Raw genomic sequence first — 25,922 nt, 5'->3', positions numbered from 1 at the left:
AATCGGATGCAGAACGAAAAAGGGATATGCCATACAGGCAGACTTCCCATGGTCTCCAGTTTTAGCCCGCATTTTGGAGAAGAGGCCCCGCTTGTAGGTCGGCATGGATCAGGAGCCATATTTATCACAAGCTGTAATCTCCTTTGCGTTTTTTGTCAGAACTGGGAAATCAGTCACCTCGGAGAAGGCGAAGAGATCTCTCTGGAACAATTTGCCCTGCTGATGCTATATTTACAGAACATGGGTTGCCATAACATCAATTTTGTCACTCCAACCCATGTTGTGCCCCAGATACTGGAGACCCTATCCATAGCCATTGAGGGCGGACTTTGCGTCCCCCTGGTCTATAACACGGGCGGGTATGATGCCATCGAGACGATTAAGCTGCTGGATGGTATTTTTGATATCTATATGCCTGATTTTAAATACTGGGATGAAGAGGTGGCTATAAGACTCTCCAAGGCGCCCGGTTACCCGGAGATAGCCGGACAGGCCATCAAAGAAATGCATCGCCAGGTGGGCGACCTGACTGTAGATTCCAGTGGCATAGCACAACGTGGACTCCTGGTGCGCCATCTGGTCCTGCCGGATGGTCTGGCCGGGACGCGGGATGTTATGCGTTTTCTGGCCCGGGAAATATCGCCGAATACCTACGTGAATATAATGGACCAGTATCGGCCCTGCGGCGAGGCGTACAAATATCCTCCCCTTGACCGGCGTATAACTGCCGAGGAATACCGTGAGGCGATCACGATGGCGAAAGAAGAAGGGATAACCAGGCTTGACCTGCGGAAACGGACATTTATCCTGTATTGACGGCTTCGTAAAAAGTAAAATTTTACCGCAGAGATCGCTGAGAACGCTGAGATAACATATTGAATAGTTTACAGTTTTTCTCTGCGGACTCTGCGTGCTCAGCGGTAAAAAAGCTTTTTTACGGATTCATCAACATTGGAGTCTTTACGAGAACATCCGGTATTGATTTTAAAGGTTATGAGCGATAGACGTATATTTGCGGTTGGGGATATTCATGGATGTCTGGATAAGCTGGAAGGGTTAATGGGTACCCTGCCGGTTAACCTCGGACAGGATGCCCTTATCTTTCTTGGAGATTATATTAACCGCGGTCCGGCTTCCCGTGAAGTCATCGACTATCTCTTAGATTTAAAAGATAGGTCGAATCATATAGTATTTCTCATGGGTAACCATGAAAAGATGTTCCTCGATTATCTTGACCGGGTCAATCCCTTTTTATTCATCCTGAATGGAGGCCAGAAGACCATCGATGCCTATAGCAAAAAGGGGGAGTTTTCCCTGCCCCCGGATCATCATGATTTTTTTCGTTCGCTGCTCCTTATACATGAGACAGAGGACTATATCTTTGTTCATGCCGGCCTTCGGCCTTATTTACCGTTAGAGGATCAAAAAATAGAGGACATTCTCTGGATAAGAGAGGCCTTTTTTTCTTCTATGTACGACTTTGGCAAGAAAGTCGTCTTCGGTCACACGCCATTTGGTGAGCCGCTGGTGATGGGAAACAAGATAGGCATTGACACCGGTGCAGTTTACGGCAATAAACTGACATGCGTTGAGCTACCCGCACAGAAGTTTTATTCTTTTTGACCATATTTATACCCCCTTTGTCGAGCAATCAGCATTCAGCTATCGGCATGAAGCCGGTCCACCGTTCACTGTTGACCGTTTACCGAAAGAAAATGTCGGACAACGGTTAACGGATAACAAACATGCTGACGCCTGATGGCGGATAGCTGAAAGCTTGAAGTCGGAAACAGTAGTTCCCGGCCTATGGTCGGCCCAGGGCCGGATGAGCACTAACTACAACCCGTCAGGAATTTTCAATCAGGATTTAAGAAAAAAACTCCTCATGCCGATGCAAAAAACAGTGGTAGTCCCATTATGTATAGTCAAATAAGGAAAACTTAGAGGGATAGAGATGGACAACGAACCCAAAACCTTGCAGGAGATATTAGACGATATTGCGCTTAAGGCTATAATGCTGACCCCGGGAAATCTGGTTGAGTTAGGGGAGCTCCTCTCCAAGATTGAAGAGGTTATGGCCTATGAGGATACAACCCTCCCGGCGGCTCTAAAGAAGATAGGCGGGGGACTCAAACTTATTATAGAAAAGATCATATTGGGCGAGATATCCGACACGGACGTAGTCTATGAAAAAATAAGCCAGGCCATCTCTATGTTACAGGATATTTGCAGAGAAAAAGACCAGGAGCAGGCCGGCGTTTCTCTTAAAAACTTTAATGGACTGCTTAAAGAATTAAATCTTGCGGATACGGAAGGGCAAACAGCGGGACAAGATGACATAACAATGGAAGAGGAGGCAACACCTGAGGTTTCTGTGACCAAAAGCAAGCCGGTTATAGACATTACTCAGGATAAAGAATTGCTTGCCGGATTTATTAGCGAGAGCATGGAACATCTTGAACAGATTGAGGTGGACATCCTCTCCCTTGAACAGTCTCCTGAGGATAAGGACTGCATAAACACTATTTTTAGACCATTCCATACTATAAAAGGTGTCTCAGGCTTTTTGAATCTACAGGATATTAACAAGTTAGCACATGAAACGGAAAATATCCTGGATAAAGCCCGAAACGGCGAACTTTCGATCTCCTCAGAAATTATTGACCTTATCCTGGACGCCTGTGATGTCCTGAAGAGGATGATAATGGACATAAAAACGGCCCTGGAGACAGGTACATTAGAGCAAAAGGATTACGACCTGGACAGTTTTATCAGCCGGATAAGGGCCGCGCAGGAAGGGGAGGTAGGAGAAGAGGCCACCCGGCCGGAGCCTAAATTAGTAGGGGAGATACTGGTCGAAAAGGGTGTGGCCGATACAGAGGCCATAGATAACGCCCTGGAAAAACAGCGAGATTCCGGTGAAAAAATCGGGGAGATTATCATCAGAGAGGCCGCTGTTAAACCCAAAGAGGTCGCCCATGCCCTGCGTGAACAAAAAGCTATGACCTCCATTGCTTCTGCCGGGAATGCCAATAGCGCCGTCAAGGTGGACATCGGCAAGCTCGATAACCTGGTAGATATGGTCGGTGAGCTGGTCATCACCCAGTCCCTTATCTGGCAGAATTCCCACGTCCAGACCATACGGGATCAGAAACTTATGCGTGATTTCTCCCAGCTAAGCCGTATTACTACCGAGCTACAGAAGACAGCCATGTCTTTGCGAATGGTGCCCATAAAACAGACCCTTCAGAAGATGATCCGGTTGGTACGGGATCTGGCCAAAAAATCTGAAAAACAGGCTGATCTTCAGATGAGCGGTGAGGATACAGAGATCGACCGCAATATGGTGGACGCCATTTACGATCCCCTGGTGCATATGATACGTAACTCTATAGACCATGGCATTGAGATGCCGGATGAAAGAGCAACTAAAGGCAAGCCGGCCACCGGCACTATCTGGTTAAGGGCTTATCAAAAAGGCGGTAACATTGTGATTGAGATCGAGGATGACGGACAGGGCCTGAACCGCGAGAAGATATTAAAAAAGGCCAAGGAAAAGGGATTGATTAAAAACACCGAGGGTCTCTCCACATTTGAAATTGATAATCTTATATTCCAGGCCGGATTTTCTACGGCCGATAAGATAACCGATGTCTCCGGCCGGGGCGTAGGGATGGATGTAGTAAAGAAAGCCATAGAGAAGTTGCGCGGCAAGGTGGAGATAAATTCGCGTCCCGGACAAGGTTCTACATTCACCATTAAGGTTCCGCTTACCCTGGCTATTATCGACGGCATCATAGTAAAGGTAGGGGTGGAACGTTATATAGTGCCAACAGTGGTCATTAAAGAGACTATAAGGCCGCGGCAGGAAGAATATAGCACTGTCCATGGCAAGGGCGAGATGATTAAGGTCAGGGGAAATCTTATCCCGTTAGTAAGATTATATAAGATGTTTGATATTGATGCCGAACATAAAGACCCTTGCGAGTCTCTGGTAGTGGTGGTTGAAAACGAAGGACGGCAGAAATGCCTGCTGGTTGATGACCTACTTGGCAAACAAGAAGTGGTCATCAAGAGTCTCGGAGACCACATGAAAAATGTCAGAGGACTGGCTGGAGGGACTATTTTAGGAGACGGGAAAGTAGGGCTGATTTTAGACATAAACGGCATATTTAGTGTGGCTGAAGAACAAAATTTAGGGATGCTGCATTAATTATTAGCCGTCAGCCTTCAGGAGTCCAAAGAAGTGATGAGTAACGAGTAATGAGTTTTTCAACTCGTAACCCGCAACCCGGAACCCGGAGAGCTGAAGGCTGATAGCTGAAAGCTTATATATGAAAAAGGGGAGTTAAATTATGCCGGCAGATAAGAACATGAGAATATTGGTGGTTGATGACTTTAACACCATGCGCCGTATAGTAAAAAACATTCTGAAACAACTGGGATTCGAAAATGTAGGCGAGGCCGAAAACGGTCAGGAGGCGCTTGAGGTCTTGAAAAAAGAAAAATTTGACTTCGTCATAACCGACTGGAATATGCCGGTTATGACCGGCCTTGATCTGCTTAAGGCCATCAAGGCAGATGCCGCACTAAAAGATATCCCCGTAATGATGGTCACTGCCGAGGCACAGCAACAGAATATCGTGGAGGCGGTTAAGACCGGGGCTAGTAACTATATTGTCAAGCCATTTACGGCCGAGGTTCTGGAAGAAAAGATAAGCAAGATATTCAAGTAATTTGATGTTCGACGACCTTACCGATAAAGAATTCGAACTCTTCAGTAGGCTCATCTATACCAAGGCCGGCATTAACCTCCACACAGGCAAGAAAGAACTGTTACGGGCCAGGCTGGCTAAAAGGCTGAGAAGCTCTAATTTTCAGAGTTTTCAGGAATATTATGATTACGTGCTGCAGGATAAGAGTGGGGAGGAGCTGGTTAGGCTGCTGGATAGCGTGTCCACCAACCTGACCAGTTTTTTTCGTGAATCCAACCACTTTCAATTCCTGGCAGATGAGGCGCTGCCGGGCCTGCTTGCAGATAAAAAAAGGGGCGGAAGGATAAGAATCTGGAGCGCCGGTTGTTCATCAGGCGAGGAGCCTTATTCTCTTGCAATAACTATTTTAGAACATAAGGCAGTTATCCCGGCGTTGAACTTAAAAATATTGGCAACCGATATATCTACAAGGGTCTTAGCTACAGCCGAGCAGGGGATATACCCGGAAGAACGATGCAAGGATATTAATACTAATATCCTGAAAAAATACTTCCAAAAAGGACAGGGCCGGTGGCAGGGATACGTCCAGGTTAAGCCTGTGGTCAGGAACTGCATCCAGTTTATGAGATATAACCTCATGGAACCATGTCCATGTAAGGAACCTATGGACATAATTTTTTGCCGTAATGTGATGATCTATTTCGATAAGAACACACAGGGAAAAGTAGTAAACGGTTTTTATTCGGCGCTAGGTGAAGGAGGCTACCTTTTTATCGGGCACTCAGAAAGCCTGACGGGTATAAAGCATGCCTTTAAATATGCGCGTCCGACTGTCTATCAGAAAAAATAGAAAAAGGATCGGTTGTGGCCAGCAAACTCGTCGTCGGTATTGCAGATATGTGCGTAAGCAAGGACCCCTCGGCTATTTTAATTACTTACTCCCTGGGGTCCTGCATCGGCGTGTCCATTTATGATCCTGTAGTTAAGGTGGGGGGGTTGCTTCATCTAATGCTTCCTGAATCAAAGATAGCCCCGGAAAAGGCAGAAAAAAATCCGTGCATGTTTGCAGATACAGGCGTGCCCTTGCTTTTCAAAGAGGCATATAAATACGGCGCTGATAAAAAACGCATAATAATTAAAATAGCGGGCGGGGCGCAGGTTATGGATGCCAGCGGCTTTTTCAATATCGGCAAACGTAACTACATGGCCCTTCGCAAGATCTTTTGGAAAAATGACGTTCTTATAAGCAAAGAAGACATAGGTGGTAATGTCAACCGCACTATGCGCCTTGAGATAGGCACGGGGCGCGTCTATCTCAAGGTATCGGACAGCGGAGAGATGGAACTATGAAAGATCTCAGGACCATTACTAAAGGTATCAAGGAATTGCCACCACTTCCGGAAGTGGCACAGAAGGTATTTTCCTTGCTAAACGATCCCAAAAGCAACGTTCAGGATCTGGTCAAGGTTATACAGCTTGACCAGGCTATGACGGCTAATATATTGAAATTATGCAATTCTGCATACTTCGCCCTAAAGAGAAAGATCAGTTCCTTGCAGGAGGCCCTGGTCTTGCTCGGCCAGAAAAATTTACACGAAATCATTATGACAGACAACAGCGGTAAATACTACCAAAGGGCCGGTGCAGGTTATAGCCTGGGGAAAGGCGAACTCTGGAGACATTCTGTGGCCTGCGCCCTTCTTTCTCAGATATTGGTGCGAAAAACAGGTTTGCCTGAAGATCCTTTCTTATTTACCGCCGCTCTCCTTCACGATATCGGCAAGGTGATACTCAGCACTTACGTCAAGACAGAATATGATCAAATAATCAGGTTGGTTAAAGAACAGCAATATCCCTTTTTGCAGGCAGAAAAAGAGATTATCGGGATTGATCACGCCGAATTAGGGGGGCGGATCGCTGAGGAATGGAATTTCCCCGGCGCCCTGGTAGAAGCGATTGCCCAACATCATACGCCTGATACGGAGAATTACATCTCCTGCATCGTTCATCTCTGTAATCTGATGACTATCATGATGGGTATCGGCACGGGTTATGGCCTCGCTGACTATGGGAAAGATGCTGTCATGAAAAAATTAGGTCTGAAAGAAAGACATCTCGAATCATGTATGGTTGAACTATGGCATGAACTCCAGAAGGCGGAAGACCTGCTCAAATGTTAACTCAATAAATGCCTGCCTGATGGCGGGCAGGGAGGCGGCTTCTTATGGCCTTTAATGTCTTAATAGTCGATGACTCTATGGCCATGCGCAGCGTTATACGCAAGGTCATCTCGATTTCCGGCTTCGATGTCGGGACCTTTTTTGAGGCCGGCAATGGAAAAGAAGCGCTCGAAGTTCTTAACGGGCAGTGGATAGACCTGGTTCTAAGTGATATTAATATGCCGGAGATGGATGGCCTCACCTTTGTAAAAAAGATGAGAGAGCATGAGATCTATAAAAACATCCCGGTAGTTATGATAACCACCGAAGGCTCCCAGGCCTGTATAGATGAAGCCATGTCTTTGGGGGTTAAGGGGTATATCCAGAAGCCGTTTATGCCTGAGGTAATCAAGGAAAAACTCGAAGAGATTATGGAGAAGGCCAGATGAATCCTGCAGATAGAAACGTTTTAACCGTTGTGGTTCAAGAGGTGTTTGAAACCATGTTTTTTACCTTCGTTGATCCCATAGGCGAAGACGAAATGGGCCAGGTTATGTCACTCCCCGGTCCTTATTTTCATGGTCAAATCGGAGTAAAAGGCGAGGACCGGAAGAGGGTTCTGGATATCTTTATTCCCGAAAAGATGATCGGCAGCCTGACCGAAACCCTCCTTCGCAAGGAAGACGATAAAGGCGTTAGTAAAGAAGAACTTATTGATACGACGAAAGAAATAGCAAACATGGTCCTGGGCAATATCCTGAATAAAACCAATAAAGAAGGAACCCAACGATTAACTACGCCCACCGCTGAATTAGTCGGGGACACCTCTCCCTTTGTCAAGGATTCAGGTGTGGAGCGCATATATTTTGAGACCGATTGGGGGATAATAGTCGTTCTCTTTACCTGCGGTTAATATTCCGGAGCTACAAGATTATGAACACATCCAAGATAAAGGTATTGATAGTCGATGACTCGGCCATTGTCCGAAAGATATTTTCTGAAGAATTATCTAAAGAACCGGATATCGAAGTCGTCGGAACAGCGCCCGATCCTTATGTGGCCCGGGATAAGATAGTTAACCTGAAGCCGGATGTAATCACCCTGGATATTGAAATGCCCCGCATGGACGGACTGACCTTCCTGGGTAAGCTCATGAAGTACTATCCGCTACCGGTCATAATTGTAAGCTCGCTTACGCCTGCCGGCGGCAAATTGGCTTTAGAGGCCATTGATACCGGGGCAGTAGAGGTCATTGCCAAGCCCGGCTCCGCTTACAGCGTCGCTGATATGACGGTTCAACTCCTTGATAAGATAAGGGCTGCGGCCCACATTAAGGTAAACCAGCGTGCGGCCTCCACCAAAGAGAGTTGCCAGGCAACCTCGGCAGTCCCGCGTCCGTCTTTAGCCCTTGCGGAGACTACAAACAAGGTTATAGCCATTGGGGCCTCTACGGGCGGGACGGAGGCCATAAAAGAGGTTCTTATCCAGATGCCGCCCAATATACCCGGTATAGTCATTGTCCAGCACATGCCGGCAAATTTTACCACCGCCTTTGCCAATCGCTTAAACGACATTTGCCAGATTCAAGTAAAGGAGGCCAAAGACGGCGATTCGGTAATAAACGGCACCGCGCTGATCGCTCCGGGAAACTACCACATGTTTTTAAGGCGCAGCGGGGCACGGTATTACGTCACGGTCAAGCAAGGGCCACTGGTATGCCATCAAAGGCCGTCTGTGGACGTGCTTTTTAGTTCAGTTGCGCAATATGTGGGAAGTAATGCCATAGGCGTAATCTTAACCGGCATGGGGGCAGATGGGGCAAGAGGTATGTTAGAGATGAAACAGGCTGGAGCAAAAACGATAGCCCAGGATGAAAAAAGCTGTGTCGTCTTTGGCATGCCTAAAGAGGCCATAAGATCCGGCGGAGTAGATATTGTGACGCCGTTAAAAGATATACCCAACGAAATTTTTAGATTATTCGAGTAAGATGACCTTGTAAGGTAACAATTTAGCGCTTTTAAAAATGCGCTAAATCTCATTGCAAAATGGAAAATGCAACATGGAAAATGTAAAATTTCGGACAAAACCATCAACATTTTGAATTTTGCACTTTGAATCTTGCATTTTGAATTGAAGGTTAGCCAGTTTTTCAAAAGGCTAAACTGATGACCTCACAAGAAGTATTTCATTCTATAAAAGTTGACATAATATATCTTATCCGACATTATGTCCCGTATGTAAAATTGCCGTAACACGTTAGCTCTTTTTAAAACTTCAGGCAGGATATGCCCGGAGGCCGAAAACACCAGAGCCGTAGTAAGCAAATTGTTCCTGCGAAACTTGTCCCTGACCCCGAGCCCGGAGTTATCCCGTACCTGATATGGGAAGGAACAGTAAAATCAACATAATATTAAATCTATATGATGTTATTTATAATATTATATATTAAACTACTTGATATTGTGTTATTTAATTAAATTTTTTTAGACCATGGAAAAACTTTTCCGTTTTATAAGAAAATTTTTTCCACTTTTTTTAAAAAAAATTTCCTTTTAGTCGATAAAGTAAGATATAGTATACGACATGGAGACGGCATCCAGTATGGATATTATGGATATGATAGTTGGTGAAAGTGAGCCAATTAAAAGAATAAAAGAGCTTATTAAGCAAATAGTCGATACTGATCTGACGGTTGTAATTTACGGAGAAAGCGGTGTCGGCAAGGAATTAGTTGCCCGGTCCTTGCATTTCCAGTCCCACCGCAAGGATTTCCCCTTTGTTAAGGTCAATTGTGCCGCCCTCCCCTCCGAGCTCCTGGAAAGTGAATTGTTTGGCTATGAAAAAGGCGCCTTTACCGGGGCTGACGGACTGAAACCTGGTAAATTTGAACAGGCAAATGACGGCACCATATTCTTAGACGAAATTGGAGATATGCCGTTAACATTGCAATCAAAATTATTGCAGGTACTTCAGGATGGCGAATTTTCGAGAATTGGTGGTAAAAAGGATGTCAAGGTGAATACCTGGGTAGTCTCAGCAACTAACCACAACCTGGAAAATGAGGTTAAGCGAGGTCTTTTTAGAGAAGATCTTTTTTATCGTTTAAATATTATAAAAATCCTGGTGCCTCCCCTCCGCGACAGAAAGGAAGATATACCCATTTTATTTGAGCATTTCCTCTCACGCTATGGTGAGCAGTTTAATCCTGATTTCGTTCTGGATAAAGAAGTACTAGATGTCTTTTCCAGTTACCACTGGCCTGGAAATGTGCGGGAAATGGAAAACTACATAAAAAGGCTCCTGGTCCTGAATGATTGGGAACAATTAAAGGAAGAAATCCTCGATAAAATCCATGCGGCGCCCACAAGAAGGGATATAGCCATAGCGGCGCCGGATGTAAAAGCAAAAGAAAAAATATCCCGGGATGTTCTGGAGAAGTTAATAGATCTGGGTGAAGAAAAAGAGAGGATCATCTCCCTTCCTTCCCTTAAAGAAATCAAAAAACAGGCCCTCCTGAAGATCGAAAAAGAGGTGATAGAGGAAGTTTTAAAAAGAACAAACTGGAATAAAAAAATGGCCGCACGACATCTTAAGATCAGTTATAAGGCCCTGCTCTATAAAATAAAGGAGGCGGACATAAAAAAACCGCCCGATTTAGACAAGGAAAGAAAATGAGACAGTATTCACTATAAGACTTGCAGGTGAGAAAAATATTTCCACTACCAGGAGAAAAAACTTCCACAATAAGTTTACCAGTATTTCCATTTACGCCTTAAACGTTTCTGCCCGGGATTTACACATATAATTAAATCATTCATAATATCCAACAGTTATTAATTGTCTATGGCCTATGAAAGTTCTGGCACCTTTTTTGCTCAATATTGGAAGCGTTCAAAATAACTATGTCAGCGGCACTCTTATGTTAAGTTTAGTCCGGGCTTAAAGAAAGTGGTGTTAATATGCACTTAGATGGTGAAAGAAGAAGACATTTTCGTATCCCGTTACGGCTTCCCGTCCGTCACCGTGTTGCCGGCAGAGATTTTGAAGACAGTATTGCCTTAGATATTCATCAAAACGGGGTATTTATTCTATCGGAAGAACTACCGGACGTTGGAACCGCCATAAATCTGAATTTTACCATTCCGGAAACGGACCAGTTAGTCAGAGTCAAAGGCGACGTACGCTGGGTCATTGATCGTCAACCCAATCATGAATCCGGTATGGGCGTTAAATTTGAAAAACCCGTATCCTTTGTAATGCCCATAAAATTAGTCTCACAATATATGGATAATAACCTGGCGGCATTTGTTGATTATGCCCGGCATCCATTTTACCCTGAGATTCAACAACTCAAAAATCTGAACAACCACGTCATTAACTCGGTAAATAATGGGGTTATTATATTAGACGAGGAATTTGTAATCAGAAATTACAATCCAAAGCAATGTGCTGCATTCATACCGGAAAAGCAAAAAGTAATCGGCCGACCCATCTGGGAGGTGAACAAGCTATTTAATTTACGGTATCAGGAAAAGACATTTAAAGACATATTGCAGGAAGTCTTGGGTGGTAAGAGCTATAGAATTAAAAATGTTTCTTATGAACCACCTCTAAAAGAATCAAATAATAACTATTTAGACTTAGAACTAAGGTCTGTTATTGAAGCTAGTGGAGCTGTTTCAGGTATAATAATCGTAATCCAGGACGTTTCAAAGGAAAGGCAATGGTCCTTACGGGAAAAAGAGCTTGAATCACTCCTTATTGAACAATCCAGACATTCTTCCGTCGGGTTAATAATAAAAGGGTTATTGAATAATATGGTTAACCCCCTTTCTTCCATACAAGGCAGACTTGAACTGTTAAATCTCGAGATGCAAGCCGGTAAAAATAACTTGGCAGATTCTTCTCATAGCGCTCAAGGGATAGACAAACTTGATAAGTATATAGAAGGGCTGAGGATGATCGGTCATAATGTACAAATCCTCTCTGATCTATGTCGTAATTTCATGACCAGGATAAAGAAAGAGCAGGACACGATGCCCCGGCTTCTTAATCTGAATGATATTATTATGAACGAGATTATGTTCCTGGAAGCAAACCAGAAATTCAGGTATGAAATTAACAAAAAGTTGGCCCTGGCAAAAGACCTTCCCTTTATATGGGGGGCTTATATCGATTTTTCACAACTTATTTTCAATCTCTTAGACTATTGCATCAAGGCCATGAACCTTTCTGATAAAAAGGAGCTTTTTATTTCCACCGGATTTGAAAATAATATGATTTGTCTGGATATAAGACATTCGGGTACGGCCTCAATGCAAGCACCACAAAACAATTTTCTGCTATGCCTTCTTAATCTTTTAAGAAAAAAATACAATTTCGACCTATCCGTCCAGGAACAATATAGCAACACCATATTTTCTTTACGTATCCCGGTTTCTGAAAATTAAAAAGGCAATCCCAGTAATCATTAGTCCTAAGTCGATAGTCAGCAGTCAGAAAAAGAGTGATGGGGCATGGTTCATAGCTGAAAGCTGATCGCTGAGAGCTGCTAACTGACCATATGATCGAAATCGATGGCTCTTATGGAGAGGGAGGCGGGCAGATATTACGGACCGCTCTAAGTCTATCCTGTCTCCTCCAGAAGCCCTTCCGCATCTATAACATCCGCGCTAACAGAAAAAATTCCGGTCTGCGCCCGCAGCATCTGGCCGGTGTAAGGGCAGCAAAGGCGATCAGCCAGGCAGCAGTTGACGGCGCTACCATCGGTTCAACCACCCTCGCCTTTCGGCCTGTTACACTAAAAGGCGGCAAATATCTCTTTGATGTGGCCGAAGAAAGAGGAAGCGCCGGATCCGTCTCTCTGGTCTTTCAAACCATATCACTTCCATTAGCTTTTGCAGGCGAGCCTTCCGATGTGACCATAAAAGGCGGTACTCATGTGCCCTGGAGTCCGCCCTTTCACTACCTGGCCGGAGTATTTATCCCTACTATAGAGGGAATGGGCATGGTGGTAGATGCCCATCTTGAACGATGGGGTTGGTATCCTATGGGCGAAGGCATCGTCCATTTCTCCATAAAGCCGGTTACCCGGCTGAAGGGCATATCTAAAACCGACAAGCTGCAACCCGAAGAGGTGACCGCAATATCAGCAGCTTCCAATCTGCCGGAGCACATCATAACCCGACAAAAGAGACAATTGTTTAAGAGAATTTTCGAAGATACGCCGCGGCGTGCCGCTGAGGGGATAACAGCCTCCTGTGAAGAGATTACGGCGCCTTCTATTGGTCAGGGGACTTTTGTGTTCTTAAGGGTTCGGGGAGGCGATTCCTATGCCGGTTTTTCGGCCTTAGGGGCCAGAGGGAAACGGGCGGAGGAAGTAGCCGATGAGGCTGCCGCTCTATTCCTCTCCTTTTTGGATAGTCAGGCGGCCGTAGATAGACACCTGGCCGATCAGCTCATTCCCTATATGGCCTTGGCTGATGGGAAAAGCAAAATATTTACCGCGGAGATAACCTTACACCTCATGACCAATATATGGGTTGTTGAACAGTTTACCCAGGCCAGATTCCATGCAGAAGGCAAGCTTGGCAACCCTGGCATCGTAACATGCCTTCCAGAATTAAGAGCTAAAAGCTGAAGGCTGATAGCTGATAGCTTATTTTATGCCTGCCAGGGCCTTTTCCGCCTCTCTAGCCTCCGGGAAGGCACGACTTATACTGAGGGCCTTGGCCAACTCTGCCTTAGCCTTAGTCTTATCTCCTTTCTTTAGATAGGCCATGCCTAAGTGATAATGGATGCTAGGATGATTAGGAATCTTTTTAATGGCATCTTCAAACTCTCTTATAGCCCTGTCAACAATGTTTTTCTTATAGTAGATCCATCCCAGGGTATCAGCGATGCCCGGGTCTTCAGGGTTCTGTTCCTTGGCCATTTGGGCCAGGGTAAGGGCTTCGTCTATGTTTCCGCCATGTTCCGTCAGGTTACAGGCCAGGTTATTTGCCGCCGGGGAAAATTTCGGATTGGTTTTTAAGATTTCCCGATATTCTTTTTGGGCAGCCTCGTATTTACCCTGGGATTCATATAAGACCCCCAGACTCATGCGTGCGGTTATAGCCTTTGGATTCCTTTTTATGGCCTCCTGAAACTCTGCCACGGCCTTATCCGTGCGTTTTGTGGCTGCATACAGCCTGCCCAGGGCCATATACGGAGAGACAAAGTCAGGACTGATACTGATTGCCTTCTTGTAGTTTACTTCCGCAAGATCAACCTTCTGATCCGCCAAGTGGAGATTGCCGAGCAGGTTATAGATAAAAGGATTGTTGGGGGAACGTTTAAGCTGTTCTTCCGCCCGCGTTATGGCCTTTTTTATATCTCTCCCCGCCACGTGAATAGAAACCACCTGGCTCAAGGCATCAATAAGATGGGGATTTAACTTTAAGGCGTCTTCAAACTCATTTAACGCCGGATTATTCTGGCCCATCACACGGTAAGCTATACCCAGACGATAATAACCTGCCGGTGACTTGGGAGCTATGTTCTTGGCCTCCTGATATTCCTTTTGCGCCTCCTTGACCTTTTTTTGCCCCATATAACTGTCTCCAAGGAGGAGCCTGGCCTGGAGATTTCCGGGCTGAACCTTAATTACTTCCTGCAGTTCCTTTTGTGCGGCGTCAACGGCCCGTTCTCCCAGATAGATCTCGGCCAGCAGCAATCTTGCCTTTGTGAGGCCCGGCGACTGCTTAACGACCTCGACCAAGCTGTTTTTAGCGAGCTGGGTCTCACCTTTCCCGATATGGGCCAGGGCCTTATAATAGCGGACGTCCTGAAGACGCGGCTCCTCTTTAAGAATCCCATCAAATTCGGTCAGGGCGTCGGTAAAATCTCTCTTCTTGAGATAAATCCGGCCCTTAAGTACCCGGGCCGGGGTGTTCTTTTCGTTTTCGTCAAGGATATCTTCCAGTTCTTTTTCGGCCTCTTTTATCTTTCCGAAGTCATAATAGAGCATGGCTATGGCATTTTTGATATTCAAATCATCAGCTTTGGCCTCCGAAGCCTTTTTGAACTCGGCAAGGGCCGGTTCAAACTTATTCTGTAAGGCATAATATCGCCCCAGGACCATAAAAGGCTTTGGGTCTTTGGGATCGAGCTGCGAGGCCTTTTTAAAGGTACCCTCAGCCTCTGCCGGCCTGCGTGTTGCTATATAGAAATTGCCCAGTATAATGTAATAGTCTGCTTTTTTGGGGTTTAAGGAGATGATCTTTTTCAATTCGGCTTCTGCCTGGTCAATCCGTCCGGTACGGGCATAAAAATCAGCCAGCGTGAGCCGGGGGCCGGGCGCCTTCTCATCTGCCGCCATTGCCTTTTTAAGGTATTCCTCCGCGAGATCTAATTTCTTCTGCCCTGCATAAATCCTGGCCAGTAATATGTAGGCCGGGGACTGTTTAGGATCGAGAGCAATAATTTTATTCAGGGTGGCAATAGTTTCGTCGGGTTTACCTTCTGCCAATAGAATGTTGCCTGACAGATAGAGGGCATCAATATTGTCAGGCTCTTTTTTTAAGACTAAGGCGGCCTTTTCTTTTGCCTCCGGTAGCTTTCGGCCTAACATGTATAGATTTCCAAGTTTAATCTGGGCATCGTATAGCTCAGGATTAAGTTCCGCCGTTCGGCTTAGTTCTCCAAATGCACCCCTTAGATTCCCCTTTTTGAGATAAGCAAGGCCTAATTTATGGTGCCCATCCACATATTTGGGATCGATCTGAAGGGCATTTTTAAACTCAATAATGGCCTCATCCAGCTTATTTTCCTTAACCAACTCCATGCCCTTTTTATAATGTTTGGCCTTCTTTTCCTCTGGAGTGCTGCAACCGACACAAATCAGCATCATTACTGCAACCAGGGAAAACCAAAACCTTTTTGTCCTCATGGGATTCTCCTTATCAGACTTGAGCTTTCAGCTATCAGCGATCAGCTATCAGCCATGAGCGATGAGTTATCAGACATCCGTTGTCCGCTGCCGCAGTATCTCAAAGAGAACCACGGCTCCGGCCACCGCGGCATTAAGGGAAGAGACCTTCCCTAACATGGGGACAGAGACCATTAGATCACAATGCCTTCTGACCAAAGGACGCATGCCTTTTGCCTCGCTGCCGATAACCAAGGCCACATTAGTTTTAAGATCGGTCTCATAAATCGTCTTATCGGCCTCCGCGGCCGTGCCGATAACCCAATATCCGGCCTCTTTTAATCTCTCGAGTGCCCTTACAATATTTGTAACCCTAGCCACAGGTACATAAGTGAGCGCGCCGGCGGCCACCTTTTCTACTGTCCCGGTGACCTGTGCAGACCGGTCCTTAGGAATTACAATGCCCTGAACCCCGGCAGCGTGTCCGCTTCTTATTAATGAGCCAAGGTTCTGGGGATCAACTATCCCGTCCAACACCAATATCAGTCCGTATGTCGTAGTAGCGACATAACTTAATATATCTTCTAAGGTTTTGTAACTAACTTCTTGAATATATGCGACTATACCCTGATGATGGCTATGGCCGACAATGTGTTCCAGTACCTCTTCCTTCTCAAACTGTACGCTAACTGACAGCGAACGGGCCAGATATATGATGGCCTGCCTGGCCTTTCCCTGACCGCCGTACTTAACCAGGATCTTTTGGACTAATTCCGGATTGTTTTTGAGCTTTTCTTGGACCGGGTGTATTCCCCATATCAGATCAGGCATCATCTACCCGCTAAACGCTATACGCTGATTGACAACCAGTTAAGTGAAGGAATGATGCGGGAGCGGCGGCAACGTTCGGCCTGGACTATAGCTGTAAAATTATGAACTGCCTCGTCCAGGTCATCATTTATGATAACGTAATCATATTCCCGGACAGCCCTTACCTCTCTGCGGGCATTGGCCATGCGCAGTTTTAAGGCCTCTTCGTCATCGCTCTGTCTTTTCCTGAGCCGTTCCTCCAGAACCTCCCAGGAGGGAGGCAAAATAAATATGAGTATGGCCTCAGATAGTTGATCCCGTACCTGCCTTGCGCCCTGGACATCTATGTCCAGTAGGATGTCTTTCCCTGATCCCCGACATTCACTTATCTGTCTTTTAGCCGTTCCATAGTAGTTGTTATGTACAAGGGCCCACTCCAGAAAATCTTTGCGTTCCCTCATGCGAAGAAATTCATCTTCGGAGACAAAGAAATAATCAACCCCGTCCTTTTCGCCGTAACGCGGCGGACGGGTGGTATGTGAGATAGAATAGGCCAGATCCGGTATAGACTCCAGGACCCGATGGCATACCGTGGTCTTTCCGGCCCCGGAAGGCGCAGAAATTACGAACAAACTACCTTTTCCCGGCACTATTTTTCTTTCACCTCTTCTTCCTTGTAAATATCGCTCGTAAAACGCTGGGCAATAGTCTCGGCCTGGATTGCGGAGAGGATAATATGGTTGCTGTCCGTAACGATAATAGAACGCGTCCTCCTCCCTTGGGTAGCATCAATCAGCAGCTTACTTCCTTTGGCCTCTTCCTTTAATCTCTTCATCGGCGCTGAACTTGGGTTGACAATGGCGATTATCCTGTCCATCACCACGGAATTGCCAAAACCTATATTAAGCAATCTTGACTCTATAGTCTTACTCACTTTTTAATGACTCCCTTTGTCGGTTGATTATTTTTTATTCGTGCTAGCCACTAAGGCACAAAGGCACTAAGATGAATAATTTTCTTCTCTGTGTCTTGGTGACTTGGTGGCGGATTAGGTACTTTTACTCTACATTTTGCACCTGTTCCCGCATCTTTTCCAGTTCACATTTGATATCCACAACCTTATGGGAAATAAACGCATCTCCGGCCTTTGAACCCATGGTATTGGCCTCACGGTGCATTTCCTGGATAAGGAAATCAAGTTTTCTGCCTATAGCTCCATCGGTATCCGTTAATCCCCTGAATTGATCGAAATGACTTCTTATACGGACCAGTTCCTCGGTCACGTCAGCACGGTCCGCCATAATGGCTACCTCCTGGGCAAGACGCATTGGGTCAACCTCTATATCCTCTAAAAGGGTTTTAATTCTCTCCTGCAGCTTGTCCCTGCACACCTTTATTACCTCAGGGATGCGATTCTGTATATCATTAACCAAAGAAGAAAGGAGGTCAAGTCGTTTTATAAGATCGGCATGAAGCGCCCTACCCTCCTCTATCCTCATTTGTTCCATAGAACTCATACCTTCGACAAGGATTAGTTCTATAATCTTCCAATCTTTTTCCACGTCTATCTCTTCCTCTTTTATCAAAATAATATCCTTAAGGGAAGCCATAAGGGAGAGTTCTATCTCCCCCTTAAGGTCGAATTGCTCCTTCAGGCGGCCTAGAATCTTGTGATAGGCAGTAGCCAATCCCGTGTCCAACTCGAGGTTCTGTACCCTTGTCGCGTCGCCATTAACCTGGAGCATAATTTCTATTCTGCCCCGGGAAAATTGTGAGGCTATCTTTTTCCTGATCCGTTCTTCGATGAGTGTGTATTTTTTGGGGAGCCGTAAACTGATATCTAAATATCTATGGTTTACCGACTTCATTTCGATAGTCAGTAGTCCGCACGGCAGTTCACCATTGGCCCGGCCAAAGGCCGTCATACTTTTAAGCACTATTTACTCCTTGCTATCAGCTTTCAGCGTTCAGCAGTCAGCTTTATTTGACTCCCGGACTTTGACTTTTGTTTTCTGATAGCTGACCGCTGATTGCTGAGGGCTATTTTAACTGAAAAAGATATTTTCGCCGGATTTGTTCCATGATCGTCCTCACCTTCTGACTGGCATAATCCGGATATGTCCAGGGCAGGGTCTGGAACTCGCCCTTACTGTAGATGAGGGTGAGATCACCATAAATCCCCTTGCCCAGGTAAATACGATGGGTATAGTTCTTACCCGTGGCCAGAATCAACCTTTCGGCCACTATGTACCCCGGATCAATATTTACCTGTCGCCTGCCTTCCAGGGCCCCTTCCATCTCCGCGGCATTGGTCTCATGTTTAAGGTCTGGCAGGAGATAAGGGTCTATCAGCTTTTCAAAGGCGGCAAACCGCCGCACAAGAGGAGCGCCCAGCTCTGTGTTATAATAATCCGTCTGATCAAAGGGCAAAACTTCGCTTATAAAGTCCACATCGCCCCATCGGTCGGCCAAGTCCTTTATAGTCTCATTAATCAAGGCTTCGTCCTTAGCTATAATGCTCACCAAAAGTTTGGCTGGAGGGGAAGGTTTTGGCTTGCTCATAATAATTTTATAGCTGTCAGCTATCAGCGATCAGCTACTCAGCCTGCTGACGGCTGAGTAGCTCAATGGCATTTATTAATTCCACCGCCCGTACAGTAGCCGTGCCAATTTTTCCTACCACGATGCCGGCGGCAAAATTGGCCAGGGTGGCTGCCTCGCGCAGGGTAAGGCCGGCAGCAAGTCCCATGGTCATAGTAGCAATCACCGTGTCCCCAGCCCCCGTGACATCATAAACCTCTTTGGCCACCGTGGGGATGAAATACATTCCCTGCCCTTTCTCGATAAGCGCCATGCCGGCCTCTCCACGAGTAACGAGGACGGCCTTGCATTGGACCAGCTTCCTCAGTTTTTCCCCGGCCCGGGCCAGTGATTCGTCTGAATCAATTCTAATACCCGTTATGCTTTCCGCCTCAAGCTGGTTCGGGGTAAAAATAGTCACCCCCTTGAAGAGGCGCATATCCCGCACCTTGGGATCTACGGCCCAGATAACCTTATTTTTGGACAGAAGGGGCCTTAAGCCATCCATCAACTTCGGACAAACCACTCCCTTGGCGTAATCTGAAATTATAACGGCAGAGGTATCGGTGAGGCTGTCGCGGACACAGGATAAAATATTTTCGATACTCTCTTCTGCTATTTTGCCCCGGTTCTCCCGGTCAAAACGCACTACCTGCTGTCCATGGGCTACGATACGTGTTTTGACGGTAGTCGGCCTTGATTCCTCAACCACGATGCCCTCGGCGGGACAGCCAAGCTTCCGTAGTTCTCTGACCACGCGGCGTCCCATCTCATCCCTGCCTACGACCGCACAAAGAGAGGCCCGTGCGCCGAGCGAGCAGATATTGTGCACTACGTTTCCCGCCCCTCCCAGCATCCGGGACTCATCCCTTACATCAACCACCGGTATCGGCGCCTCAGGAGAGATGCGGGATACCTTGCCCCATATAAACTCGTCCATCATGACATCGCCGATGACCATGATCTTTACGGCGTGAAAATGGTTAACGGCTTCCTTCAATTTTTCTTTATCAAGGCCTGTCATATCTCTAACCTAACTTTGAACGTTATATTAAGTCTTGACGGGTAACATACCATTATCCGGACCGGGAAGCAATAATATGCGCATGTTCAAATCAGCCCCATTAACCTAAATATCCGCTCGAACCTCATTTCCCATGTATGTTCATGGCGGGCGCGCTGGTATCCGCTCTTTCTTATGGCCTCGGCCTTTTCAGGATTGGAGAGAAGGTCTTGAATTTTTAAAACAAGATCTTCAAAGCCGGTATATGTCATAATATCTGTGTCCAAGTCATAGAATTGCTCCAGTTCCCGGTTATACTCGGTTAAATACAGCCCACCGCTCATGGGAATCTCAAAATCCCTCCCTTTAAGGCAGTAGGTATCCTTATGGCCCACTACGCCGCCAAATCCGAGGTTTATCTTGCTTCTTGAATACATGCGCACCATGTCTTCCGTGGATAGCGGGCCATTTGGCCAACCATATCCATACGCTTCGACGCGTATGCCGTGAAGCGTGAGTTTGCGAATAAGTTCCGGGCGGTTTCCATAACATTGCCCAACGAAGGACACATCAATGGTTTTATCTACGTCATATGGTTTGTGGATTTCAGGATTTGCCCCTTCCGGAAGATAAACAGGAAGAGCGCCTTCCACACAATACTTTTTCAGCGCATCCTCGGTGCTTGTCCAGCAAAGGTCGAAATAACGGCAAATGTCCCGGGAACCCATGGCCTGGCCCTGTCTGATTTTCCCCACAAAATGTTCCTTGTCATTCAGAGCGAGATTAAGCATGGGAACGCCAAAGGCCCTTAGTGCCTGCATGGTCTCCGGTGCCACCAGTTCTCCGGAAAGATAAGCGAAGATTACATCGATATCATCTTCTTTAACCCATCGCCCTACGCGATTAACGAGATCCTCGTTCATCTCTGCTTTTACCGAGTTGTGCCAGTCCTTTTGCTGATGGTTGAATTGCTCAAACCAGTCGTAATGTTGAACGGAGCCGAATTTTTCAAGGGCGGGCTTCAGGGATTCATTTTCCCAGTTATAGTGATGATAAATGGCAAGGATGTGCAAGTCGCCCTTTGGTTTCGGTTTTAAATGGGGAATTTTTTGTTTTATGGTCTGTTGGATAGTTCGGTCATCAGGTATGGCAAGATGGCGTGATGCAACTAGCGAATTATAGTGGTCGAATTCCCGCTCCAGACTCTTTTTGTTTTTCCAGGCCCTGAATTGTTTTCGATATTTCTTAAACGGATCATTCACGATCATCGTGAATCCTGAATTTTTCTTATAGTATAAAGCCTTGGCCCCTTTGATTTATCTTCACGATCATTCATCATATTTAAGACATGCCCGGCATCAATAGCTGGTATAGCAAACCGTTGAGCTACGTCAACACATACTAAAAGGGCGCCAGCACCCGCTCCAACTAGACAAATATTCGTATCTGATGGTAGTTGTTTTAGAATATCTTCTCTCATCTTTTCCCATTGCGTTGCGACATAGGCATCGGGGAGTTCTATAAAGGCAATTTCCGGACAACTCGAAAATCGATCAAACCATTGAATGCACGAATTCATATTACATTCTGAACTCAGGATACATACCTTTTTATGATTAACGAGACGGGCAAAATCCTCAGAGGTAAGATAGGCATAGACTATATAAAATGGCAGATAATTGTCACCGGTCAGCTCGATGTGGTTCTGGTAGAGAAAATTCACGAATGTTGAGGCTGAACCACCTTGTTTGGACTTACGTAAGAACGAGAAAAATCCTTTTGCTTCTTGATGCATATTCCCCGGGAAAATTAAGGGGGCAAACTTTCCCAATCCAGCAAGCGTTTTCAGCGCCTCAAGATGTGAAGGCATTGCCTTTTTGATAGCCCGAACAGATTCTGCCTGTTGATAAAGGCCGTTACAACTCAGGTCATAATTGTAGAATGCATATTCTCCGTCAGCAAAGCGAACAACAGGTCTTCCCTTCTTGTGCAACATGCTTTGTTCAATCAGCTTGTGCAAGATATCCAAATAATGATCACCGCATGATACGTCCTGATGAAAGAGGCATGTTTCTTGGTCTAATACCGCGTACCCGAATTCCTTAAGTATGGGTGTGTTGTCGATATCTTTTACCAGAAGTCTGTTAAATCGGTATATTTGACTTGTTATCATGCGATCTAGATGACAAGTTTTCTTCATAAAACTATTCCTAAGATAAGTTACTCCTTTTGTGCGACAACGGCATAACTATTACCGGAAAACCCCTTTGCAATTAATCGGGCAAAGAGATTTATACCAGGAATCTGTTTGAGTTTGTTTTTGATATACTCCGAATGATAGTTCTTTGTACGGATAATTTTAAACCCATGTTTTGACAGCATGGTTTTTAACGCTTTTGGGGTAAAATGATAAAGATGGTAAGGAATAGACCAACCCGGCCACTCAGCCCAGGTCTTTTTTGCATCTGTTCCTTCATAATTGGGGACATCGACAATCATAAGCCCACTTGGTTTTAACCACACCCAGGCTTTTTTCAGGTAATCCTCTGGGTTAGGGGTATGCTCCAAAAAGTGCCACATCGTAATCATATCGACCGATTGGTCTTCAAAGTCGATTTCGGCAATAGATCCTATCCTTACTGGTATTTTAAGTTCATCCATTATGTAGGAGGCTGCATAATCAGAAATATCTACCCCCTCTACGTCATATCCATACATACGAGAGGCATACAAAAAATAGCCCATGCCGCATCCGATATCGACAAGCCGGCCATTTTTTTTTAATGAACGAAAAAACTTGATCCGATGGTCTTCCTGGGAAATACGGCGTCTCATTTCAAGCGAGTTAACTTGTAGACCTTTGTCATAATGGCTTTGGAAATAACTTTCTTTATAAAGCTGATTTAATTCTGTTGGATCTGGGCGAGGATCAAGAAAGCCTAACCCGCAATTATCACATTTGAAGGCAGTCCAATCTCCCTTTCGAATCAGAACAGATCGATTTGGACTGTTGCATAGGATGCAGTTTGAAGGGGCTGATTCCATAATTTTCCTACCTTGGTAATTGATGTACAACGTTCTTTATTGTATGATAAATAACTCGATATTTAATCAGTTTTTCCTTTGCCCTTGCCTTGTCTTTCATAAAAGGAATCGTTAGATTCAGCGTTGCTATCCTCCAGCAGGCTTTTACTAAATGTGCTCTGCTGATTTTCTCGATTGTTTCAGGAAGATAATGCTTTTTATAAAAGACATATTCTGCAATAATTTTTTTTCTCCATGTATCTGAAGATGCGAAGTTTCGTTCACTCCGTCCTCCTAAGTGAACGACCACAGCAGAATCATTATACCCAATCTCATATCCTAACTTTCGAATTCTTAGACACATATCCTGATCCTCGCCGTAAAGAAAGAAATCTTCATCAAATCCACCGATTTTTTTTATTATTTCTGAACGTGCTATCATGCTTGCACCCAGAACACAGGCGATAGAACCTGTTAGTCCGGATAGCTCATTGGTGGTGTATTTCTCTCCCGGATATCTGTAAGATATGGATTCTTGTAACGTCCCGTCTGGATTGATGACTTTCGTACCGGCAAGGCCAATATGAGGATTACCATCCATGAATAAAATCATCTTCTTCAAGCACTCTGGATGCGCAATCTTTGTATCTGGATTAAGGAAGAAGATGTAGCGTCCCTGGCACCGTTCCCGTGCTTGGTTATTGGCTGCAGCAAATCCCTTATTTTCGGTATTCGCAATGAGATGGACTGATGGATAATTATTTTTGATGAAAATAGCACTTCCATCGTTTGAAGCATTATCAACAACAAATATTTCTCTGCTACAATCTTTAAACGCCTCAATTGAATCAAGGCAGTCGCCAATCAAGTCAACTGTGTTATAAGAGACAATGATGATAGATATTTCTAATTTTTTATAACCAGCCATCCCATGTAGTTTTAAATAGTTAATCTATTGCCCCTTCATGAATCCGTATTATGTCATCTTTGACATCAAAAATTGAGTTCGAGTACTTTTCCCCCACAAACTCTCTGAGTTGAGACAAGGTAGGATAACCATTTTGTCCGATAAAGCTTCTTGCATCATCAATTAAGATGACATGGTTCTTAATAGGATGGCTGAAAATATATTGCAATTCTTTCATGATTGGTGTGTCTAAATCTCCCCTACCAGTCTCTCCTCCCGAATAATGAGCATCAAGCCAAAACAGAGCCGGCTCTTTAATATTGCTTAAAATTTTTGGTAAAATATATCCACTATCAGCATGATACAGACAAATATGATTATGACCCACAAACTTTTTAACTGCGTTTTGATACAAAGGTTTATATACTTCTATAGAGTGTATAGATGCAAAGTGATTCCTCATCGACTCAACCATATCTCCATAATACGTTCCAGTTTCTATCATAATTCTAATCTTGAACCTATCCGCATATTTTTTTACTACCCATTGCTTCACTAAATGGGGAGGGGGTATGGGTCTTCCTTTAATTATCCAAAACAATCTATCCCATACTTTAGCAGGCAAGATTCTTTTTATCTCTCGTTTAAAATTTCTATAACCCACTTAATACATCTCCTCTTCATATACCTTCAAGACCCTATCCACTGCCACTTCCCATGTTTTATGGAGCGCTGTTTTGAAGGCTTCCTTACCCATTTTGGACCTAACTTCCTCATTAAACATCAAGGCAATCCTGTCAGCAATTTCACCTGCATTGTCTGTATTCTCAATAACAAATCCATTAACCCCCTCTTTCACCAGGTCCTTTGCCCCTACTTTTCCGCTAATCATGACCGGCAAAGAAGCAGACATGGCTTCGAGTACAGACATCCCAAAGGTATCAAATCTCGAAAGCATGGAAAAGATATCGCAGGCGAGATATATCCTGTCAAGGTTTTCCTTCTGGACGACTCCGGTAAAAATTACATGATCTTTGATTCCTAAATTCTGAGCAAGACGGCCGTATTTATTAGCATCACCCTTGCCCACGACCAATAATCTAAACTTTTCTGATGGATATTCCGACTTGAATTTTGCTAGTCCCATCATAAGCTTGTCGAGGCCCTTAATATCAAAATTCATGGAAACGAATAAAATCACCTTATCCGACAGACCTATGCCAAATTGTCTTTTTATCTCCTGACGGTAAAGCTGCCGATCAACCCCTTGAAATCTTTGGATATCAACACCAGGATGAATGACCTGAACTTTATCGGGATCAACCTCTCGATATTCCTGTAAGAATTTTCCCTTGCCCAAGTCGGATACGGCAAGGAATTTCCGGCATCTTTTGTTTGTGACCAGTTTTTTTTCGACCCATGCCGTTGCGCAATCAAAGAGACTCGTTTGTTTTTTGCGCACTTCACGGACCCAGATTCGGTGCGGGATACCGTGCATGGTAAATATGTCGGCATTAAATATCCTGTCATGGGCGTGGACCAAATCGAAGGCCATTTTTGATATCTTGCGGTCTGCGAAATACGCGAAACTAATCGTGGTCAGAAACTTGGGGAGACCAATAATCGGAACGCGGTGAAAGGTGATATGTTCCGAGTTTTTTTGCCATTTATTAGCAAAAACATGCACTTCAAATCGTTTATCCTGAGCAATCCTTTCAGTTAATTCAGCGGCAAAACCTTCTGCCCCACCTACTAAACCATATTTTGGGATGACAATGGCTATTTTGTGAATATTTGGTATCATGCAATTTCAAAA

At 45.0% G+C, this 25,922-nt stretch carries 26 protein-coding genes; 13 read left to right on the top strand and 13 right to left on the bottom strand.

What is annotated here, in order from left to right; translation table 11 throughout:
• The first annotated feature begins 6 nt into the window (after positions 1-6).
• The 13 genes from RDU59_08150 (at position 7) to rtcA (ending at position 13,514) form a co-directional block, all read left to right on the top strand.
• Positions 7-816, top strand: coding sequence for a radical SAM protein (locus RDU59_08150; protein MDQ7838450.1), 810 nt, complete (start codon positions 7-9; stop codon positions 814-816).
• 177 nt (positions 817-993) lie between these two features.
• Positions 994-1,623 carry a metallophosphoesterase family protein gene (locus tag RDU59_08145; protein MDQ7838449.1) on the top strand — a complete coding sequence of 210 codons (630 nt, stop codon included), beginning with the start codon at positions 994-996 and terminating at the stop codon, positions 1,621-1,623.
• Positions 1,624-1,954: 331 nt separating this feature from the next.
• The gene (locus RDU59_08140) at positions 1,955-4,213 is read left to right on the top strand and encodes a chemotaxis protein CheA (protein MDQ7838448.1); all 2,259 of its coding nucleotides are present in this window, start codon (positions 1,955-1,957) and stop codon (positions 4,211-4,213) included.
• A gap of 142 nt (positions 4,214-4,355) precedes the next feature.
• A complete protein-coding gene (locus RDU59_08135; protein ID MDQ7838447.1) occupies positions 4,356-4,736 on the top strand; it encodes a chemotaxis response regulator CheY in 381 nt (126 codons plus the stop codon).
• 4 nt (positions 4,737-4,740) lie between these two features.
• Positions 4,741-5,565, top strand: a complete 825-nt coding sequence (locus RDU59_08130) for a protein-glutamate O-methyltransferase (protein ID MDQ7838446.1) — start codon at positions 4,741-4,743, stop codon at positions 5,563-5,565.
• A gap of 47 nt (positions 5,566-5,612) precedes the next feature.
• Complete coding sequence (locus tag RDU59_08125) at positions 5,613-6,065, top strand: chemotaxis protein CheD (protein MDQ7838445.1); 453 nt, start codon at positions 5,613-5,615, stop codon at positions 6,063-6,065.
• Positions 6,062-6,895: an HDOD domain-containing protein gene (locus tag RDU59_08120; GenBank protein ID MDQ7838444.1), complete on the top strand. Its 834-nt coding sequence runs from the start codon at positions 6,062-6,064 to the stop codon at positions 6,893-6,895. Before RDU59_08125 ends, RDU59_08120 begins: the two co-directional genes overlap by 4 nt.
• A gap of 44 nt (positions 6,896-6,939) precedes the next feature.
• Positions 6,940-7,323, top strand: a complete 384-nt coding sequence (locus RDU59_08115; GenBank protein MDQ7838443.1) for a response regulator — start codon at positions 6,940-6,942, stop codon at positions 7,321-7,323.
• Complete coding sequence (locus tag RDU59_08110) at positions 7,320-7,787, top strand: hypothetical protein (protein ID MDQ7838442.1); 468 nt, start codon at positions 7,320-7,322, stop codon at positions 7,785-7,787. Before RDU59_08115 ends, RDU59_08110 begins: the two co-directional genes overlap by 4 nt.
• A gap of 20 nt (positions 7,788-7,807) precedes the next feature.
• Positions 7,808-8,860 (top strand): chemotaxis response regulator protein-glutamate methylesterase, encoded by a 1,053-nt coding sequence (locus RDU59_08105; protein ID MDQ7838441.1) that lies wholly within the window; start codon positions 7,808-7,810, stop codon positions 8,858-8,860.
• Between the two features lie 615 nt (positions 8,861-9,475).
• Positions 9,476-10,549: a sigma-54 dependent transcriptional regulator gene (locus RDU59_08100; GenBank protein MDQ7838440.1), complete on the top strand. Its 1,074-nt coding sequence runs from the start codon at positions 9,476-9,478 to the stop codon at positions 10,547-10,549.
• A gap of 284 nt (positions 10,550-10,833) precedes the next feature.
• A complete protein-coding gene (locus RDU59_08095; protein MDQ7838439.1) occupies positions 10,834-12,324 on the top strand; it encodes a PilZ domain-containing protein in 1,491 nt (496 codons plus the stop codon).
• 113 nt (positions 12,325-12,437) lie between these two features.
• Positions 12,438-13,514 carry an RNA 3'-terminal phosphate cyclase gene (gene rtcA / locus RDU59_08090; protein ID MDQ7838438.1) on the top strand — a complete coding sequence of 359 codons (1,077 nt, stop codon included), beginning with the start codon at positions 12,438-12,440 and terminating at the stop codon, positions 13,512-13,514.
• Positions 13,515-13,532: 18 nt separating this feature from the next.
• Here the strand turns inward: rtcA and RDU59_08085 are convergent, their stop codons facing one another.
• From RDU59_08085 to RDU59_08025, 13 genes are all read right to left on the bottom strand, one after another.
• Positions 13,533-15,803 carry a tetratricopeptide repeat protein gene (locus RDU59_08085; protein MDQ7838437.1) on the bottom strand — a complete coding sequence of 757 codons (2,271 nt, stop codon included), beginning with the start codon at positions 15,801-15,803 and terminating at the stop codon, positions 13,533-13,535.
• Positions 15,804-15,872: 69 nt separating this feature from the next.
• Complete coding sequence (gene rlmB, locus RDU59_08080) at positions 15,873-16,616, bottom strand: 23S rRNA (guanosine(2251)-2'-O)-methyltransferase RlmB (protein MDQ7838436.1); 744 nt, start codon at positions 16,614-16,616, stop codon at positions 15,873-15,875.
• 14 nt (positions 16,617-16,630) lie between these two features.
• On the bottom strand, positions 16,631-17,224 hold the full coding sequence (gene gmk / locus RDU59_08075) for a guanylate kinase (protein ID MDQ7838435.1): 594 nt from the start codon (positions 17,222-17,224) through the stop codon (positions 16,631-16,633).
• A gap of 17 nt (positions 17,225-17,241) precedes the next feature.
• A complete protein-coding gene (locus RDU59_08070; GenBank protein ID MDQ7838434.1) occupies positions 17,242-17,514 on the bottom strand; it encodes a DUF370 domain-containing protein in 273 nt (90 codons plus the stop codon).
• Positions 17,515-17,650: 136 nt separating this feature from the next.
• Positions 17,651-18,529 carry a YicC/YloC family endoribonuclease gene (locus tag RDU59_08065; protein MDQ7838433.1) on the bottom strand — a complete coding sequence of 293 codons (879 nt, stop codon included), beginning with the start codon at positions 18,527-18,529 and terminating at the stop codon, positions 17,651-17,653.
• A 103-nt stretch (positions 18,530-18,632) separates the two neighbouring features.
• Positions 18,633-19,154: a DUF4416 family protein gene (locus RDU59_08060; GenBank protein MDQ7838432.1), complete on the bottom strand. Its 522-nt coding sequence runs from the start codon at positions 19,152-19,154 to the stop codon at positions 18,633-18,635.
• A gap of 34 nt (positions 19,155-19,188) precedes the next feature.
• The gene (gene rfaE1 / locus RDU59_08055; GenBank protein MDQ7838431.1) at positions 19,189-20,196 is read right to left on the bottom strand and encodes a D-glycero-beta-D-manno-heptose-7-phosphate kinase; all 1,008 of its coding nucleotides are present in this window, start codon (positions 20,194-20,196) and stop codon (positions 19,189-19,191) included.
• An 86-nt stretch (positions 20,197-20,282) separates the two neighbouring features.
• Positions 20,283-21,443, bottom strand: a complete 1,161-nt coding sequence (locus RDU59_08050; GenBank protein ID MDQ7838430.1) for a glycosyltransferase — start codon at positions 21,441-21,443, stop codon at positions 20,283-20,285.
• Positions 21,440-22,204, bottom strand: coding sequence for a hypothetical protein (locus tag RDU59_08045; protein ID MDQ7838429.1), 765 nt, complete (start codon positions 22,202-22,204; stop codon positions 21,440-21,442). The genes RDU59_08050 and RDU59_08045 overlap by 4 nt, the downstream gene beginning before the upstream one ends.
• Positions 22,205-22,395: 191 nt before the next feature.
• Positions 22,396-23,220 carry a class I SAM-dependent methyltransferase gene (locus tag RDU59_08040; protein MDQ7838428.1) on the bottom strand — a complete coding sequence of 275 codons (825 nt, stop codon included), beginning with the start codon at positions 23,218-23,220 and terminating at the stop codon, positions 22,396-22,398.
• A 7-nt stretch (positions 23,221-23,227) separates the two neighbouring features.
• Positions 23,228-24,127, bottom strand: a complete 900-nt coding sequence (locus tag RDU59_08035) for a glycosyltransferase family 2 protein (GenBank protein ID MDQ7838427.1) — start codon at positions 24,125-24,127, stop codon at positions 23,228-23,230.
• Positions 24,128-24,146: 19 nt separating this feature from the next.
• Positions 24,147-24,770, bottom strand: a complete 624-nt coding sequence (locus RDU59_08030) for a hypothetical protein (protein MDQ7838426.1) — start codon at positions 24,768-24,770, stop codon at positions 24,147-24,149.
• Positions 24,771-25,910 carry a glycosyltransferase family 4 protein gene (locus RDU59_08025; GenBank protein ID MDQ7838425.1) on the bottom strand — a complete coding sequence of 380 codons (1,140 nt, stop codon included), beginning with the start codon at positions 25,908-25,910 and terminating at the stop codon, positions 24,771-24,773.
• Positions 25,911-25,922 lie beyond the last annotated feature (12 nt).

The sequence above is a fragment of the Thermodesulfobacteriota bacterium genome (assembly GCA_031082315.1).
In the GTDB taxonomy this organism is placed as follows: Bacteria; Desulfobacterota; QYQD01; order QYQD01; family QYQD01; genus QYQD01.
This window is presented reverse-complemented; position numbering and strand designations above follow the sequence as displayed.